The sequence below is a fragment of the Apibacter raozihei genome, assembly GCF_004014855.1.
GTDB lineage: Bacteria > Bacteroidota > Bacteroidia > Flavobacteriales > Weeksellaceae > Apibacter > Apibacter raozihei.
On record NZ_CP034930.1, the window covers coordinates 1,276,476 to 1,295,143 of the forward strand.

The window sequence follows — 18,668 nt, forward strand, 5'->3', positions numbered from 1 at the left end:
CTACTAGATTGATAGGTTAATCGAACCTTAATAAGATAAAATCTTCAGGATTACTTCAGATTTGGTTTATAGATTTGTATACTAATTTAAAATAAAAACATCAAATGCGAGTAAATAAAATCATTTTAGTATTTTCTATTATGGTAAATTTATTTGTAAAAGGCCAAAATAATATTGAAATGCAAAAAGTGGAATATTTTTTTAAACATAAAAAATACTATGAATCCATGGTTGTTTTAAAAGAATATTTAGTTAAATATCCTGATGATGTTTATGCAAATTGGTTGGGAGGTCAAATAGCCTATGAACTGGGTAATGGTAAACTCTCCAGAACCTTATACAATAAAGCAATAGCTAACAACTCAGATAATAGAGAATTAAGACTTAATTATGCAAAAACATTATATAATTCAGTAAATTTACAGGAGGCAGAATCAGAATTGAATTATTTATTAAAATCGGATATTAAAGATTTTATCTATACAGAAGCATATCTGATGTTAGGATATATAAATTTATGGAGAAATGACTATAATAAAACTAGAATCTGCATAAATAAAATTAAAGAATCTGATCATGAAAATAAAGCTGTAAAAGAATTAGAGAAACAACTCCAAAATTCATCAAAGCCATATCTGAAAATTAATTTTGACTACACCTCGGATAACCAGGTTTTAACCACATATTCTGAATTGATTGAAGTAGGTATTCATAGAAATAAAAATCTTAATCCCAAAATCTTAATTGAAAATCAAAATTTCAGTACTGATAAGCAAATAGCTACGATTAAAATAGGGAATACATTTTATGTAGATAAATCCAAATTTATTATATACTCTGCTCTGGGTATTTCTAAACATTTTTCAGAATCTACAGGTTGGCTGGGTGAATTAAACATTCAAAGGAAAATAGGCAGACATTTAAATTTTGCAGTTTCTGCTAGCAGATTGTCATACGCATATACCTTACGAAGTACGCAAAAACAAGTATTTGAGAATATTTTATCAGGATCGGTAGAATATGAAAATAAACAGATATTTTCGATTAAAGCAATATATCAACATAAATTTTATAAAGATAATTATGTAAATAATTGGGGAGGCTGGGTTTTAAGCAAGCCGTTTAACTTATTCAAAGTTCAGATAAGAGCAGGATATGGATTCAGTTTTTCTGATTCTAAAACTATATTATATTATCCACAAACAACTTCAAATTTAATCAACAGCTGGGGGGAAGTAAAAGGAGTATATGACCCTTACTTTACGCCTAAACAACAAATTACTCATTCAATATTAGGTGTTATAAGCATTTCTTTAACTCCCAGCTTTATATTGGATATATCCGGAAACTACGCATTTAAAGCCCAAAATGAAAGCCCGGTTGTTTTTGGTGGTGTTAATGCCGAAGGTCAATATGTTTTTCAGAGATATTATTATACAGATAAAAATCTGCCTTTTAGTTTAAAAGCCGGATTAAATTATAAAATTTCTGAAAATACAGTACTAAGTGGGCATTATCAATATCAGGAAAATTCATTTTATAGTCAGGATAAAGCGGGTCTAACATTTTATTATAGATTTTAAATATATGAGAACCTCATTGCATAACGATTTGTGGAAAAGTAAAAACGCTAAAAACGTTAGTAAATTTAGTCGGTTTATTTTACTGGTACTTACCCTTACGGGAATATTGCTGATGATTAATTTGGGTGAATGGTGGTTTACCGAGTTTCATGTTGCTTATACATATTTATTTGTAATATTAAGCACTTTTTTCTGGTATGAAATGATCCGAATCATACTTATCTGGATAAATTATTTACGAATAAAAAAACCAGTGATAGTACCTGAACCTAAAAAAGGATTGTCTGTTGCGGTTTTCACTACGAGTGCTCCTGGTGAACCAATTTCAATGTTTGAAAACACATTCAAAGCATTGCAAAACTTAGAATATCCACATACCACATATTTATTGGATAGTACACAGGACGAAAATTTCAAGATTCTTGCTGAAAAATACAAGATAGTATTTATGGATTTATCTAATATTCCGGGAGCCAAAGCAGGAAAGGTTAATGAAGCTCTAAAAAGAACTCAGGAAGAATTCATATTAATATTAGATCCTGATCATATAGTTTTTCCAAATTTTTTAAACCAGACCCTTGGATTTTTTGAAGATGATAATGTAGGATTTGTTCAGGTTAGTCAAGGATATTATAATCAATATCGTTCTTTTGTGGCAAAAGGAGCAGCAGAGCAGACCTATACATTTTATGGACCTACACAGATGGGCTTTTTTGGCTACGGAGGGGCAGTGGCCATAGGTGCAAATTGTACGTTTAGGCGTAAAGCTCTGGAGAGTATCGGAGGACATGCTCAGGGACTGGCGGAAGATTTACAGACGTCACTGCGAATTCATGCTCAAGGTTGGAAATCTGTATACAACCCGGTGATTGTTAGCAGAGGATTAGTTCCGGAAGATTTTGGTTCGTTTTGCAAACAGCAACTAAAATGGGCACGAGGTGTTTTTGAAGTTCTATTTGAAGACTTACCTCAAGTTGCCGGTAAATTTACTTTTTGGCAGAAAATATCGTATTTTTCAATCGGAACTTATTATTTCTGTGGACTTACAACCTTTTTCTTTATACTGGTTCCACTGCTGTATTTCTTCGCATATATTATTCCGGCTAATATGGTTTTTTCTGAATTTCTTGTGAAATTTATACCCATACTAGCTATAGCCATCATAATTTATGCATTTGCGCAGAAATATTTATGTGATCCTGTTACTGAAAGAGGGTTTCATTGGAGAGGAATGATTCTTAAATATGCTTGTTGGCCCGTATTTACTTATGCTTTCCTATTAGCTTTGTTTAATAAAAAAATCCCTTACATTCCAACAGCTAAAACAGCACAAAATCAATTTTTTACCCCTTTTGTTAAACCCCTGTTTCTATACTGCATTTTTTTTATACTTGGAGTTACCCTTATTTACATTGGCAGAAGATATTATTTACCGGAAAGCGAACTCTATTTAACTATACAGGAAACCTGGGGAATGGTCGCGTTCTCTTTTATTGCATTCCTTCAATCAATTTTAGGAATTATGGCTGCGTTGGAAGCAATTTTTCTAAAAGAAGATAATCCTTGGGAGAAAATCAATATTACTAACAATAAAATCGAAATAATATGAAAACTTTAATTCTTGCAGGTGGTTTTGGAACCAGACTAAGTGAAGAAACAGATTTAAAACCTAAACCTATGATTCAAATAGGAGCCTATCCGATTCTTTGGCATATAATGAAAATTTATTCCAGGTATGGATTTGATGATTTTGTTATCTTATTAGGTTACAAAGGAAATGTAATCAAGGAATATTTTGTGAATTATTTTATGTATAACAGTGATATAACTATAGATGTATTTAATAATCAGGTAGATATATTAAATAATAAATGTGAGAAATGGAAAATTACTTTATTAGATACAGGGTTAAACTCAATGACAGGAGGTAGAATCTTACAAGCAAAAGATACGGTTGGAGATGAACCATTTATGCTTACTTATGGTGATGGGGTAGGTGATGTTAATATCAAAGATTTATTAGCATTTCACAACAGTCATGGAGGAGCTTTGACGATGACTACCGTACAGCCCGAAGGTCGTTTTGGTGGCGTTGATTTTGAATCAGAAAAAGGAAATGTTAAAAGTTTTGTAGAAAAGCCTATAGGCGATGGGGGATGGATTAATGCTGGATTCTTTGTATGTGAACCTAAAATTTTCGATTACATAACTGATGGTCCATCAACGATATGGGAAAAAGAACCGTTAGAAAAATTAGCAGAAGACGGTGAGCTTTATGCCTATAAACATAAAGGATTTTGGAAACCAATGGATACACTTAGAGATAATAAGCAGTTAAATGAAATGTGGCAAAATAAACAAGCAGCATGGAAAATATGGTAAATTATAAGTCACTTTTCGGAGGAGTTTATAAAGGTAAAAAGGTACTGGTTACTGGACATAGCGGATTTAAAGGATCCTGGCTTGTCCTGTGGCTGCAAAAAATGGGCGCAGATGTCTACGGATTTTCACTTTCACCAGAATTTGAAAATGCTCATGTAAATTTGTTGAATCTTTCAATAAACGAGCATATTGGAGATATAAGAAATTTCGAAGTTCTCAAAAAGTATATTAAAGAAATTCAGCCAGAGCTGGTTTTTCATCTAGCAGCGCAAGCTTTAGTAAGAGAATCATATGTTCATGTTGTTGACACATTTTCGACTAATGTAATGGGGACTTTACACCTTTTGGAAGCCTGTAGGCAGGTTAGTTCAGTTAAAGGTATTATTAATGTTACGAGCGATAAATGTTACGAAAATAAAGAATGGATATGGGGATACCGGGAAAATGATCCGATGGGGGGATATGATCCTTATAGTGCATCTAAAGGCTGTGCAGAATTAGTAACCTCTTCCTACAGAAATTCTTTTTTTAAAAATTCAGAATACAAAAAGAAACATGAGGTTTTGTTGGCTAGTGCAAGAGCCGGAAATGTAATTGGAGGAGGAGATTGGGCACATGACCGATTAATACCGGATATGGTTAAAGGGGTTATGCAGAATGAACAGGTTAAAATTAGAAATCCTAAAGCAACCCGTCCCTGGCAACATGTCCTGGAACCATTGAGTGGATATTTGACTTTGGGGTGGAGGCTATTATTAGAAGACGATAGCTTTGCCGAAGGATGGAATCTGGGGCCTGAAAGTAAAAGTAATCTGTCAGTAGAAGATCTGATCTTTTTGTGTAAGAAAGAGTGGAACTCAATTAATGTTCAGTACAATGAAAATTTAGCAGATCACCATGAAGCTAATTTGTTAATGCTGGATTGTTCAAAAGCTAATAAAATTATGAAATGGTATCCGGTTTGGGAAATAAAAAAAACTATTAATAAAACCGTAGGATGGTATAAAGATTATTATTTAAAAGGAAAGATTAACACTGAAGAAGATTTACAAGATTATATTACTGATGCGCATAAAAATAATATTATATGGACATAATGAGCCTTAAAGGAAAGAAAATATTGGTTACCGGTGGTAACGGATATTTAGGAAAACATTTAGTTTCAAAATTACTGCAAGAAGAGTCCGAAATATTTATTTTTTCTTTACAAGACAACAATGCTAGTAACCATTTCAAAGTAGATATTTCAGATTATAAACAAGTGGAAGAAGCATTAGGATGCTTAAATCCTGATATAATTTATCATTTGGCTGCCAATATAGACAGAAACAGGGATTTTGGTCAATATGAAGCTATAGTAGAATGCAACTTAAACGGAACATATAATCTTTTGAAAGCTTTGAAGAACGGTACATATCAAAATTTTATATTTACTTCAAGTAGTGAAGTTTATGGCGATTTTAATTCTCCTTTTATAGAAGAACAAGCTGTTTATCCAGCTTCTCCTTACTCTTTAAGCAAAGTATATGCAGAAAATTTGATCCGTACCTTCAGTACTATTCACGATAAAAATTATACTATTTTGAGGATTTTTAATTTTTTCGGAAATGATATGCCGGAGAATTTTTTTATACCACAACTCATTAACACATTAAAAAGAAATGAAGATTTTCTGATGACAGAAGGAGAACAGATACGAGACTTTCTTTATGTTGAAGATGTGGTTCAGGCTTTACTAAAATGTTCATTAAACAAAGATGCATATCGTGAAACATTTAATGTTTGCAGCGGAAATGGAGTTTCTTTAAAAAGTTTGGCTCAACTGGTCACTGATAAAATATCCACCCAAGGAAACGTTAGGTTTGGAGCAATTCCCTACAGGGAAAATGAAATTTGGGAAATGGTGGGTAGTAATGCGAAAATCAAGAACAAATTAGGGTTTTCAATAAAATTCAGTTTGGAAAATGCCCTTGAAGAGTGCTTAAAAAATTACTTATGATGAAAAATTTTCTAAAAAAAATAAGTCGTATTTTATATTTTAGCCTTGCGCTGGTTATAGCCTTTTGTTTAACATATGCTATATCATCTATCAGTGAAAAATCAAAAGGTCCCTTCACCACTTTATTCGATAGAGTAGAGGAAGCAATTAATGGAGTTGAACATCAGATTATTCTCAATAAAAGGGAGAAACATCGAAATAGTGAATTTAAGTGGTTTGCTAAATATAAAAATGATAAACAAAAATTAATAAAACCTAAATTTATATTGTTAGGAGCTTCAGATGCAAGTAGTAAAAATTCATTTGAAAATATAATAAACTTAGAAGATTCGTTAAAGATTAGCTTTCCATTAATACACATCTTTTCTGCCTGGGGAAGTAAACCAGAGCAGCAGTTTCCTGAAGCATCGGTAAAAGCTATATACGAGCTAGGATCTATCCCTGTCATAACCTGGGAACCTTGGATTAGTGATTTTGATGAAAAAGCATATAATTTGAAACCTTTAAAGGAAAGACAAGATCGTTCCATGCTGGATGTTTCTGAAGGAGTGTACGATAGCTACGTAAAAGAATGGGCAATAAAAGCAAAAAAGTTTGGTCATCCGGTGTATATAAGATTTGGTCATGAAATGAATGATCCTTACCGTTATCCTTGGGGGCCGATGGGGAAAAATCGCCCATCTGATTATATAAAGGCATGGCAGCATATTCATAAAGTTTTTTCACAACAGCAAGCAGATAATATTATCTGGGTTTGGAGTCCACATGTTGCCTATACCCATATTGATAACTATTATCCTGGAGATGCCTATGTAGACATCGTCTCAACGGGAATACTCAATTACGGAACGGTAGCTATATGGAGTAAATGGTGGTCTTTTGATGAACTTTTTGGTAATCATTATGAAGAGCTGGATAAGTTTAAAAAGCCGATAATGATTTCAGAATTCGGATCACTCGAAGATGGAGGAGACAGAGCACAATGGTTTGCTGATGCCCTTCATAGACTTCCAGAAAAATATCCTTCAGTAACATCTATCATTTTTTACCATTATCCGGAAGATCATACTGTGACAAACAGGATTGTTAACTGGCAAATTAAAAAAGATTCAGAAGCATTAAAAGCAATAAAAAAAGAATTTAAAGATATATTGAAATTTAATTTAGAAGAAAAAAAATACTGATGGATTAAATGATTATAAATCAAATACTGATCGTCTCTTTGTTTTTATATTATCTTTTAACCAGAGGAAAAAAGCGCCAATTAAATATATCGCAAAAATACCTCCTAATGTAATAAAAGATAGATATATAAATAACAATCTGAGTTTTGATGCTCTTATTCCGAATTTTTCAGAAACACGGGAAATTACTTCAAAACCATTAGCTTCTAAAAAAGTTCTCAATTTTTCAATCATAATTGAGGAATAGTTTAATTTTAACAAATCTATAAAATACTCAGTTTCAAAGCAAATAAAATTAACAAGGTGTTTTAAAATTAATTCTTAATCCTTATCTAATGTATAAGCTATTAAACGTTGAATTTCCGGAATTCTTTTTTCAGATTTTAAAGTCAAAGTGTTATAAGGATTCTTCGGAAAGACTACGGATGTTATTGAGCTTTCTCCTTTATTCACAAATAACTCGACAGAAGCCTTATCAAGAAATAGATTAATTGTAATTATTTCTTGTGTTGCAAATGGTGCGTGAATGGTAGTTATAAAGTCTGAGCTGAAATTAGTAATTCCGCTTTTAGAACGATCCATATATATACGGTTTTCATTTATAAGGAAAAAATAAATAGTATTTTCTCCCAGGTCATTGGAAAGTGAAATTTCAAATTTTGATGAGGTTTGTAACTTTAAGACTAGCTCTATCTCTACACACCCCTGAGAATCTTTAGGTAATTGGTAGGAAACTGAGGGCTGAGTAATATTTTTTAATTCATACTCTGTAACTGATTTTCTTAATTTTTCAACAGCATGAATAGGATATGATGCAATAGCTAAATGAATGCCATTATTAAATAACCTTAAATTTCGAGGCAGGGTCATTGCGTTTTTAAAATTCACCGAAGGAACCAGATTTGCATATTCCCAGTTACTCATCCATCCGATAAACAATATTTCCTCATTCAGAGTATTATTCCAGCATACACCTGCATAATTATCTTTGCCATAATCCAGCCACAAAGGATAGGGAAGATCTAAAGGCGTAAACTTATTCCCATCAAAATTTCCAAGAAAATATTGAGTTGCACTTCCTCCGTTAGGACCTCCCGGGTTAATGCTCACAAGAAGCACCCAAAAAACTCTATCTTCAAAAAGTAAAGGAAACAAATCAGGGCATTCCCAAACGCCATCATGAGCACCTACATCTTGTCCGAATTCACTCAACTTAGACCAGGTTTTTAGATCAGTGGAACTATAAAAACGTATAGCTTGACTGGTTGCTAAAGACATAATCCATCGTTTGCTGGCCTTATGCCAGAAAACTTTAGGGTCTCTGAAATCAACCAAAGAAGAATCTGAAAGTACAGGATTATTAGAATATTTACTAAATGATTTACCATTATCTAAACTAAAGGCTAAATTTTGGGTTTGAATTTCTCCGCTATTTGTATATATAGCAATTAAGGCATTATTACCAAAACCTGCCGTATTATTGACATCAACTACAGCACTACCAGAAAAAATAGTTCCCCTCTCATCGGGAGAAAGTCCTTCAGGTAAATGTTCCCAGTTAAGTAAATCTTGGCTTACAGCATGCCCCCAGGTCATATTCCCCCAGGTGGTTCCAAACGGATTAAATTGATAAAAAAGATGATAGTATCCTTCGTAATAAACCATCCCATTGGGATCATTTGCCCATCCGTAATATGGGGAAAAGTGATATCGTGGGCGATAAGACTCATCATAATTAAAATCGAAGTTGTTAGCGGTAGTTATTTTTAAATGACTGGAATATTGTTCATTAATTTCATTTAATAGGATCGATATTTTGTGACCGGTAAATCTTTCTATGTTTACCGGAATCCAATAGTCAACCTGCGTTAAGGCTAAACGTGCACTTAAAGGAAAAATAATTTGGTTACCATCAATTTCAAAATAAATTTTTATTTCGGGGGCACTATTTTCAATAGGTAGTAAGAGAAATTTATCAGAAGTATTTATATCTATTGTATGTATCATATACTTTTTTTAGTGTTTTTTCTATGAATCATCAAAATATGTTCCTCTTTTAATCGATTTTAAAAATTTAAATAAAAAAATAATAAAGTAATATTAAAAAGAGCCCCGGAAAATTCCGGGGCTCTTTTATGAGCTTATATAGCTGTTTTTTTATGTAAGTTAAAATTTAACTAGTACACCTCCCATAATCTGAGCACCTAAAACTTTATAACCCTGAAATCTCTCATAATTTTTACTAAACAGATTATTTCCGTTAATAAAAACAGAGAATTGGTCAATAATTTGATAAGACGCAGATAAATTCAAATCAACATAGTTATCAAGTGAAATAATTCCTTCATAATAATTAGAAGTTGTAGGATCGTAATAATAATAATTACTTTTTCTGTCTCCTACTAAAAATAGTTTAGCATTAAGTCTAAGTTTATCTCCTAAAGTTTTATAGCCTCCATCAATACCTATCTTTATTCTGGGAAGATGATAAGCTTCTTTTAAGTTTTCCATATCGTAATGGTTAAATTCACCGTCAAGTCCCAGATATAGATCTCCATTTAAAAAGTATTGCATAGAACCTCTAATCGTGAAGATGTTTCCGTCGTCATAGATAGCACTAAATGTATTAAGCCTGTTGTAAGCTTTTAGAGATGTAGCAGTCACATCATAAGGAGAGCGAACGTAAACTAAAAAGTTTTCAACTTTACTGAATGAAGTTTCAGCTTCATATTTAAAATTTTCACCAACATCCCCTTTGATTCCGGTATATATTTTATATAAAGTATTGGTCGGTCGCAATGTTTGATTAGATAACAAATAAGGATTACTTTGAGATAGCTCAGCCATATTATTAAGTTTAAGTCCTCCATCTATGCCTGCATAAAATTTTAACTCTTTAAATGCATGAAAAAGAAATTCAGCCTTTGGGTGGAAAAAGAATTTGGTATTGTTGCTTTCCAACTCACCATTATAGGCAATGTTTCCACCAATTTTAAGGTAGGAACCCTGACTGAAAATTCTCAGTACAGGTGAAAATCCTGCAGTTAAATAGGAATATTTATTTTCAGTATCCAGTCCAAAACGTGTGTTAGTATAGTTAAATAAGACATCGGCTTCAACAGCAAAATTTAATCCGGGAAGCATTAAAGACGCACTTTCGTCACTTTTTGCCAGCTTAGCCTTTATATCAACAAAGCTCTCTTTCGAACCGAATTTATCCCACCAGTATCCTGTTTGTAAAGATGCCTTATCCAGATAGTTGTTAGAGTATAGGTCATAATCGGATTTAAATGTAATTTTATTTGTATTTTGTTTTAAATCCATGTCTGGAGTAGCAAACAACTCAGGGATATTGAGTCCATAATAATTGGAGCCATTGTATAGATAGTTTCCAGCTAAATGTAATTTTCCTGTTTTTAACTTTAATTCATAAAATGCTTCGGCATCAATGGTCGAGGAAGATGTTTTCCAATCATATTTATTTTTGGGTCCATCAGTTGACAATGCGGAAAATTTAATACCTACTCTGTTATTATCTATAGGATAACTGACGTAAGCATCTGCAAGGAGGGTATTACGATTTCCATATCCGATTTTCGCATAATTATCATAATATGTTTCTTTGAAGTCCGTATTAAGAGGTTGTGGAGGGAGTTGTGAGGTTTGAAACTCAGAAGCTGCGGGTACATCAACAATTGAATACTGAAGTGTATCAACTGGTTTATCATCTGTTTTTTCGGAAGGAGGGTATCTCTCCGGATTAGTTTTTTTCTTTTGAATATTTTTAACATTCACTTCCGGTTGTTTCTTTTTTCCTACATTTAGTACTTCTTCTTTTATTTGTGAAAAAAATACTAAAGGAGAGACCAGAAATGAAAGAGTGAATAGTGTTTTATAATGAGTATTCATAAAATTACGTTCTAAGATGAATCAAGTTTATTTTTTTATTTTGGTTAATGCAGCTTGTGCTTCTTCAGTAACATCCGGAAATTCCTTATAATTATCAATTATCTGTTCCAGAATGTAAGTAGCCTGATAATTATCTTTAAGGTTATAATAGTTGTCACTCATAATTAACAAAGCTTTAGCACCCCAGTACTGTTGATCTGACAACTTGGAAGTCAGAGTAAAGACCAGAGTGTTACTTGCATCATATTTTTTATCTTTATTTTTAAACATTGCATTATAATATAGTGCTTCAGCTTTAACTGCATTATTTTTAGATGTTTCCAGAGTAGTAAATAAATTACGGGCTTCTTTAGTCTTTCCTGTAAAGTATAAGCTTCTGGCTTTTATAAGATTAGCTTGTTCCATCACAGTTGCCGGATTTTTTGAATTTCCCAGCACCCGTGTCGCCATATCATTGGCTTTAGAGTATTCTTTATTATCAGAATAAATATACATTAATTCTAACTCGGCATAAGATTTATACGAACTATTGTCAGTTATGCGGTATAGATTTTCAAGATAAGCTTGCGCTTCTTCCTGTTTTTCCTGTTTTAAGAAGATTTGGGATATACGAACTAAAGCTTCCTCCTGGTTTTCATTGGCTACAGAAGCTACAGGTTTAAGTTGATTTAAAGCATTCTCTGTCTGATTTAACTGAAAATAACTTTCTCCTAAATAATATCGTGAAGTAATTTCCCGACTGGTATCCGGATATTTTTTCAAAAAAGTTTCGAAATTTTTTGCGGATGCTGCATAGTTCTTATTCAAAAACTCTTTTTGAGCGGAAATGAAAGTGATTTCTTCAGCATCTGATTTTGTAAGTGTATATCCTTTTTGTTTAACCCAATTTTCGTATTCCGAACTTCTACCACTATCTATAAACGATGATTTAGCTCCGTTAACCGCTTGTTGTGCATAAAGCGTTTTAGGATATTGATCTGCGATACGGCTGTATTCGGAAATTGCTCTATCATATTGTTTAAGACCTGAGTAATTATCTGCTTTATTTAAATATGCACTTGCAACTAAATCGTTGTTCTGAGATATATCAATTACTTTTTGAAAGTAACTATTTGAATTTGTAAAATCTTCCACGTCAGCATAAGCTGTTCCCAATTCAAAATACGCATCCGTTAATTTATCACTCTTAGGATAATTTTTGATAAATTTCTCAAGTTCGGAAATCTTATTTTTTTGTTCGTTTTTTAATCCGTAAATAATCGCTTTTTGGTATTGTGAATATTCGCTGTCATTATTGTTAGACTGTGATACCTGGTTGTAAAGCGAAATAGCCTGATCCAGATTATTGTTTCCCAGTTGTGCGTCAGCAAGTCTGAGTTGTGCATCTGATTTATATTCCTCTTTGGGTTTTTTTAGATATTCCTGAAAAGAAGTGACTGCTGAGCTAAAGTCTTTAAGTTTCAAATATGAATAACCTTCCTGATAAGATATTTGCTGCGACTCAGGGATTGTAATACCAGAATTACGGAGGTTCTGAAGATCTTCAATTGCTGTTTTATAATTTCCTGATAGATATTGGCATTCTGCACTCCAGTATAAGGAACGGGCGTAAAATTCAGAACCATTTTTTAAACTTTTAGCTTTATTGAATTCTTGAGAGGCTTCCTGAATTTTCCCTTGATTGTATAATTGAATTCCGTATGCATAAGCAACTTCTTGCTCTTTTAGTTTTATCTCAGGTGATTTGTTTTTAATTTTAGAAATAAGCTCTGAAGCTTCAGCAAAATTCCCTGAATTTATAAACGATTTTAAAAGTAATTCGTTTATTTCTGATGTATTTTGAGATTTCGGATATAAACGAAGATAATTACTTAAGACCTTAGGAGTAGATTCATATGGATTACCTACTTCATAACTTAGCTTAGCATAGTTAAGATAGGCATTTTCCTGAATAGTTTTATCAAAATCCATTTCAGAAGCTGCTTTGAAAGCCGTAAGTGCTTCTTTTTTTCTATATGTTTTTAAATAAGAGTTGCCTAATTGGTAATATGCATTTTGAGATATAGGAGATAAGCTTCCGACAGTAATTTTATTAAAATAATTAACTGCTTCATCATATTTTTTATCATGGTATAGTACATATCCCATTTGATAATAATCCGACAAAGATGGGTTTTTAGAACGGGAGACATAAGTTTTTAAATAAGGTTCAGCAGCAGAATAATTTTTTTGTCTGAAATAGCTTTCTCCTATGATTTTTGATATTTCCGTATTCAATTCCGGATATTTATTAGTAGATAAAAGTGATTTTCCTTCTGAAATAGCAGAATCATACTCACCATCATTAAAATAAATCTGAACCAGATATGGCTTGATTCTCTCTGTAAAATCAGGGTTATTTATTAGAGATGTGAATTTTTCTTTAGCCACAATATGCTCTCCATTAGTATAGGCTATATGTCCCAGCAGATAAGTTACCTGATCTTTATATTTATCTGTGGCAGAACCTTTCTGAAGATTTTTCTCGGCGGCTGCATAATCCTGATTCATGAATTGAGCATAGCCAAGCTTAATATATTGATTTGCTCTTTTTTCCGAAGGTAGATTTTCAATGTTGATCTGACTTAGCTCTTGAACAGCTCTTGAGTAATCCTGATGGTATAAATAATAGTTTCCTAACTGTAAATGAGCACTTTCAGCTAAAGCGCTCTGAGGATATTTTACAGTAAAAGCATCATAATTACTTTCAGCACCTTCATCCTGAAGAATTAGTCCAATTAAAGCATCATAAAAGCTTGCAATCTCCTGCTGATAGAATTCTAAATGATAAAAATTAAGTAAATCATTAAGAATATACTGAGTTCCTCTATATGCTTCATCGGAGTATAATTCTTTGGCAGTAGTAAGTTTAAAATTTTTGTCATAGTAGATTTCCGATAGTTGGCCATTTACGAATAAATTAGCTCCTAATAAAGGAATAAGCCATTTGATGTTTTTTTGCATAATCAATAGTAAAAACTGTTATTTTCTTTTAATGTGAACTACTTTTTTGGTTTCAAAAAATTCTTCGGTAAAATAATCTGATAGATTATAAATCTTAGCACTGGAAAAACTTTTCAGCTCCTCACTTAAATCACCACCTTTTAAATACAAAACGCCGTTTTCAAGTAAATTGTTATTTTTTTGTAAAAATTTATCTTTGATCCAAGTCATGAAAACCGGCATTTGAGTCACTGCACGGCTTACAACAAAATCAAATTTTTCTTTTATCTTTTCAGCCCTTGAATGAGTTGCTCTTACATTATTTAAACCTAGTTCTGCGGCTATTTCTTCAACTACCTTTATTTTTTTTCCGATAGAGTCAACCAAAAGAAACTCACAATCAGGAAAAAGTATAGCAAGCGGAATGCCAGGAAAACCACCACCGGTACCTATGTCCAGAATTTTAGTTGAAGGTGAGAAAGAAATTACTTTGGCAATTCCTAAAGAGTGAAGAACATGTTTCTCGCTTAAAGCATCTATGTCTTTACGGGAAATAACATTTATTTTTTCATTCCAATATGAATAAAGTTCCGGTAAACTATTGAATCTTTTTTTTTGTATATCAGTTATATCCGGAAAATATTTATTTATTATGTCCATTAATATAAAGTATTGGCTGTAAAATTAATGAGATTTTTATTTAGAATGTTAAAAGATTTTTATTATTAGTTTGTCAGAAGTCAAATAAATCTAAGATAAGTGGAAAGAGAAGTTAATAAAAAAGCCAGCCTTACTAGAGGTAAAGGCCGGCTAAAAATCGGTTAAAGTATTATATTTTAGTATTTTTCAATAACACGACCGTTTAATGCTTGTAAAGGTCTGTTATTTAAATAAGGTAAGTGATTTTCAATTTCACGTATTTCAGTTGAAGTTAAAGCAGTTGCCTGAGAAAATATAACCCAGCTAACATTTTCAGTACATGGAGGTGTAGTTAAAGAACCTCCATAGTAATAATATCCTCTTTCTTTTGGATAAATGTTTTCCGGATCAAATTTGATGTCAACATTGATTGCCTGATTCTTTTTCAAGTCTTTAAATACATTTAAAGTTTCGAAAGCTAAATTGTCTTCAATACCTTCTTTAATGAAAGCGGCAACTACTAAATTTGTTCCGTCATCAGCAGTATGAACAAAGTGCAGTTCCATTGGGTAGCTTATACCACTTACAGTATGTTCAGATCTGTGGTGTGCATGAAATTGTTTTAAATGGTATTTTTTACCATTAAAGGTCGCATAAGCACCTTCTTTAAATACAAATTCCAAAGTATGACCGTTATCCATTATTTCTTCTACATCCCCATCTTTATAGTCAAATGTAAGGTTGTAATTTTGTGTTCCTAAAGTGTAACCTGTAATGTTAATTGGTGATTGAGATTTTCCGCAATTACACGTTTCTCCCCAATTGGTGTTTTCATAATTCCATTCAGAAGAGTTGTTAGCAGTGTTGTCTATTAAAGTATCATCGCTTGAACAATTAATAAGAAATAATAAAGCGAATAAAAAAGGAATGTTTAATAAATGTTTTTTCATCTTTTTAATTATAAATTTATTTGACGCACTCTGTTTCAAAAGTTATACCACAAATGAGATAAATTTCTTAATTATTACACTAACTATATGCTATATAGGGATAAATAATATCTATATTTCTATCATTTAATAAAAATAATTATAGTAATGTATTTTATTAATTCTTTAAAAAAATAAATTAGATGGTTATAAAAGCTATGGTTATAAATTTTTTTAATAGTACAATCATGAATTAATATTAAAAAAATAATTAATTCTTAATATTAAGTAATTATTAACATATATTTACTTATATGTATTTTGTATATAGTCAATTGCATTTGTTTTTGTTCATTTCGTCTAATTGCTTTTTTTTATATTTAATGCTGAAAAGTTGGTATTTATATAAAATACCCAGCTAAATACTGTTAAATAAATCTTAATTTTTAGTTTTTATAATCAATTAAATAGTAATACTTATATTGCTTTTGTTATTTTAAATAATTTTTTAAAAAAATTATTTGATGGATAAAATAAATCCATATTTAGTTTAATATAAGTCCATAAGTGTCAATAAGGCAGGAAGAGATTACAGTCTTTGTTTAAAATTTCTTATATATAAGTTTAAGTATCTAATCTATGATTTATCAAAATATAAGGTTAATGATAATTTAGAAATATAAAGATTATTATTTCATTGATAGGTTTATCTTGAATGATAAAATAGTTCTTAGTGTTATTCTGTAAAGGCAGATTAATATCTAAAGTAATATCTTTGTTCAATAATTTTTTATACATGAATTTAGTTTCTTTTATTAAAAGTGCTACCGGTTTTACATCAAAAGGTATCGAAAACACAGTGAAATTGTTGGAAGAAGATTCCACAGTCCCTTTTATATCTAGATATAGAAAGGAAATGACAGGGAATATGGATGAAGTCCAGATACAAAAAATAGTAAAATTGAAAACTGAGTTTGAAGAAATTGAAAAGAGAAAGGAAACTATTCTTAAGAGTATTGAAGAACAGGATGCTTTAACTGAGGAATTAAAGGATAAGATCCTTCATTGTTTTGATAAAAATCAGTTAGAAGATTATTATCTTCCCTATAAAAAGAAACGGAAAACCCGTTCAGTAACGGCAAAAGAAAACGGATTGGAACCTTTAGCTAAAATTATAATGAAGCAAAATCCAATCAACGATTTGGAAGCAATAGCTTTTAAATATTTGTCGGACAAGGTTTCAACGGTTCAGGATGCTTTGCAGGGAGCAAGAGATATTATTTCGGAGTGGATCAACGAAAATGAAACTATTCGTGCGCGAATAAGGGGGCTTTTCCGACAATCTGCAATTATAGAATCCAAACTGATCAAATCTAAAGAAAAGGAAGAAGAAGCTCAGAAATTTTCTAATTATTTTGATTTTTCAGAACCACTTAAAAAATCCCCTTCTCATCGTTTACTGGCTATGATTCGGGGTTCTAATGAAGGGTTTTTAAGAATAAAAATTAAGGTAGATACAGAAGAGGTTTTTGAAATGATGGAAAGATTCTATTTAAAAACCCGTCAAAAAGAAATTGCTGAACAAATTGCAACGGCTGTAAAAGATTCTTATAATCGTTTGCTTGAGCCGGCTTTAAGCAACGAAGTTTTTCAGGAGGCTAAACTTAAAGCTGATCAAACTGCAATTCAGGTTTTTTCATCTAATCTTGAGCAATTACTGCTTCAACCACCTTTGGGTGAAAAAAGAATTCTAGCTATAGATCCGGGATTTAAATCGGGTTGTAAAATAGTATGCTTAAGCGAGCAGGGAGATTTGCTCCATAATGATACTATATATCCTCATCCACCTCAAAGAGAAGCTAAGGAAGCTGTAAAAAAAATAAAGTCAATGGTAAATGCATATAAAATTGAAGCGATTTCTATTGGTAATGGTACAGCCTCCAGAGAAACTGAGCGCTTGATTCAGTCGATAGCTTTTGATAGAGAACTTAAGGTTTTCGTAGTTAGTGAGGCAGGAGCTTCAGTATATTCAGCATCTAAAATAGCAAGAGAAGAATATCCTTCTTTCGACGTAACAGTCAGGGGGGCTGTTTCTATTGGACGAAGACTATCAGATCCATTGGCAGAGCTCGTAAAAATAGAGCCAAAATCAATTGGTGTTGGGCAATACCAACACGATGTAGATCAAGGACTTCTTAAAAGTGAGTTGGATGCCGTAGTAGTTTCCAGTGTTAATAATGTAGGAGTTAATCTAAATACGGCAGGTAAATTTTTATTATCGTACGTTTCAGGTATAGGAGAAAAACTTGCAGAAAACATTGTTGCTTACAGGCAAGAACACGGCTCATTTACATCCCGGCAAGAATTAAAAAAAGTTCCTCGTTTAGGAGAAAAAGCATTTCAGCAGGCTTCAGCCTTCTTACGGATACCTGCCTCAGAAAATCCGTTGGATAATTCTGCCGTACACCCGGAAAGCTATTCCTTAGTTAACAAAATGGCAAAAGATCTAGGTGTAAAAATTGAACAGTTGGTTAAAAATAAAGAAGAAATAAAGAAGATAAATGTCGAGAATTATATTTCAGAGCAAGTGGGATTACCTACCTTAAAAGATATTATTAAAGAGCTCGAAAAACCCGGATTAGACCCTCGTAAGCAAGTTAAAATTTTTAGTTTTGATCCTTCACTAAAATCTATAGAAGATTTAAAAATTGGAATGAAAGTACCGGGTATAGTTAATAATATTACCAATTTTGGATGTTTTGTAGATATAGGGATTAAAGAGAGTGGTTTAGTGCATATTTCGAAGGTTGCTAAAGAGTTTGTTTCAGACATAAATTCAGTTGTACGTTTAAACCAGCATGTTGAAGCTAAGATTATCGAAGTGGATTTACCAAGAAAAAGAATACAGCTTTCATTAATAGATTAAGTACATTTTTTTATCTGTTTGATGGAACATAAACATTTTTCACCTAAATGAATGGGAGCGTAAAGTATGGTTATAATTAATATAGGTAAATTATCTTAATTTTTTAAATGTAATTTTTAATTTATAATAGTTTTT

13 protein-coding genes are annotated in these 18,668 nt (G+C 31.9%); 7 read left to right on the top strand and 6 right to left on the bottom strand.

The window, feature by feature from the left end:
* Positions 1–179: 179 nt before the first annotated feature.
* Genes EOV51_RS05800 through EOV51_RS05825 form a run of 6 tightly spaced genes read left to right on the top strand, consistent with a single transcriptional unit; the run spans position 180 to position 7,148 of the window.
* Positions 180–1,583: a tetratricopeptide repeat protein gene (locus tag EOV51_RS05800; RefSeq protein ID WP_128150804.1), complete on the top strand. Its 1,404-nt coding sequence runs from the start codon at positions 180–182 to the stop codon at positions 1,581–1,583.
* Between the two features lie 4 nt (positions 1,584–1,587).
* Complete coding sequence (locus EOV51_RS05805; RefSeq protein WP_128150806.1) at positions 1,588–3,192, top strand: glycosyltransferase family 2 protein; 1,605 nt, start codon at positions 1,588–1,590, stop codon at positions 3,190–3,192.
* Positions 3,189–3,965, top strand: coding sequence for a glucose-1-phosphate cytidylyltransferase (rfbF, locus tag EOV51_RS05810; RefSeq protein ID WP_128150808.1), 777 nt, complete (start codon positions 3,189–3,191; stop codon positions 3,963–3,965). The genes EOV51_RS05805 and rfbF overlap by 4 nt, the downstream gene beginning before the upstream one ends.
* Entirely contained in the window at positions 3,950–5,062 is a 1,113-nt protein-coding gene (rfbG, locus tag EOV51_RS05815) for a CDP-glucose 4,6-dehydratase (RefSeq protein ID WP_128150810.1), read from the top strand. Before rfbF ends, rfbG begins: the two co-directional genes overlap by 16 nt.
* Positions 5,053–5,964 (top strand): NAD-dependent epimerase/dehydratase family protein, encoded by a 912-nt coding sequence (locus EOV51_RS05820; RefSeq protein ID WP_128150812.1) that lies wholly within the window; start codon positions 5,053–5,055, stop codon positions 5,962–5,964. Before rfbG ends, EOV51_RS05820 begins: the two co-directional genes overlap by 10 nt.
* Positions 5,961–7,148 (top strand): glycoside hydrolase family 26 protein, encoded by a 1,188-nt coding sequence (locus EOV51_RS05825; RefSeq protein ID WP_128150814.1) that lies wholly within the window; start codon positions 5,961–5,963, stop codon positions 7,146–7,148. The genes EOV51_RS05820 and EOV51_RS05825 overlap by 4 nt, the downstream gene beginning before the upstream one ends.
* Before the next feature lie 12 nt (positions 7,149–7,160).
* Here the strand turns inward: EOV51_RS05825 and EOV51_RS05830 are convergent, their stop codons facing one another.
* The 6 genes from EOV51_RS05830 to EOV51_RS05855 form a co-directional block, all read right to left on the bottom strand.
* Entirely contained in the window at positions 7,161–7,382 is a 222-nt protein-coding gene (locus EOV51_RS05830) for a PspC family transcriptional regulator (protein WP_128150816.1), read from the bottom strand.
* An 87-nt stretch (positions 7,383–7,469) separates the two neighbouring features.
* A complete protein-coding gene (locus tag EOV51_RS05835) occupies positions 7,470–9,155 on the bottom strand; it encodes a GH32 C-terminal domain-containing protein (RefSeq protein WP_128150818.1) in 1,686 nt (561 codons plus the stop codon).
* 159 nt (positions 9,156–9,314) lie between these two features.
* Positions 9,315–11,057, bottom strand: a complete 1,743-nt coding sequence (locus EOV51_RS05840) for a TonB-dependent receptor (RefSeq protein ID WP_128150820.1) — start codon at positions 11,055–11,057, stop codon at positions 9,315–9,317.
* A gap of 27 nt (positions 11,058–11,084) precedes the next feature.
* The gene (locus EOV51_RS05845) at positions 11,085–14,060 is read right to left on the bottom strand and encodes a tetratricopeptide repeat protein (protein WP_128150822.1); all 2,976 of its coding nucleotides are present in this window, start codon (positions 14,058–14,060) and stop codon (positions 11,085–11,087) included.
* 18 nt (positions 14,061–14,078) lie between these two features.
* A complete protein-coding gene (rsmG, locus tag EOV51_RS05850) occupies positions 14,079–14,699 on the bottom strand; it encodes a 16S rRNA (guanine(527)-N(7))-methyltransferase RsmG (protein ID WP_181951012.1) in 621 nt (206 codons plus the stop codon).
* A 176-nt stretch (positions 14,700–14,875) separates the two neighbouring features.
* Positions 14,876–15,628 carry a carbonic anhydrase gene (locus EOV51_RS05855; protein WP_128150826.1) on the bottom strand — a complete coding sequence of 251 codons (753 nt, stop codon included), beginning with the start codon at positions 15,626–15,628 and terminating at the stop codon, positions 14,876–14,878.
* 775 nt (positions 15,629–16,403) lie between these two features.
* Between EOV51_RS05855 and EOV51_RS05860 the strand changes: the two genes are divergently transcribed.
* Positions 16,404–18,533 (top strand): Tex family protein, encoded by a 2,130-nt coding sequence (locus EOV51_RS05860; protein WP_128150828.1) that lies wholly within the window; start codon positions 16,404–16,406, stop codon positions 18,531–18,533.
* Positions 18,534–18,668 lie beyond the last annotated feature (135 nt).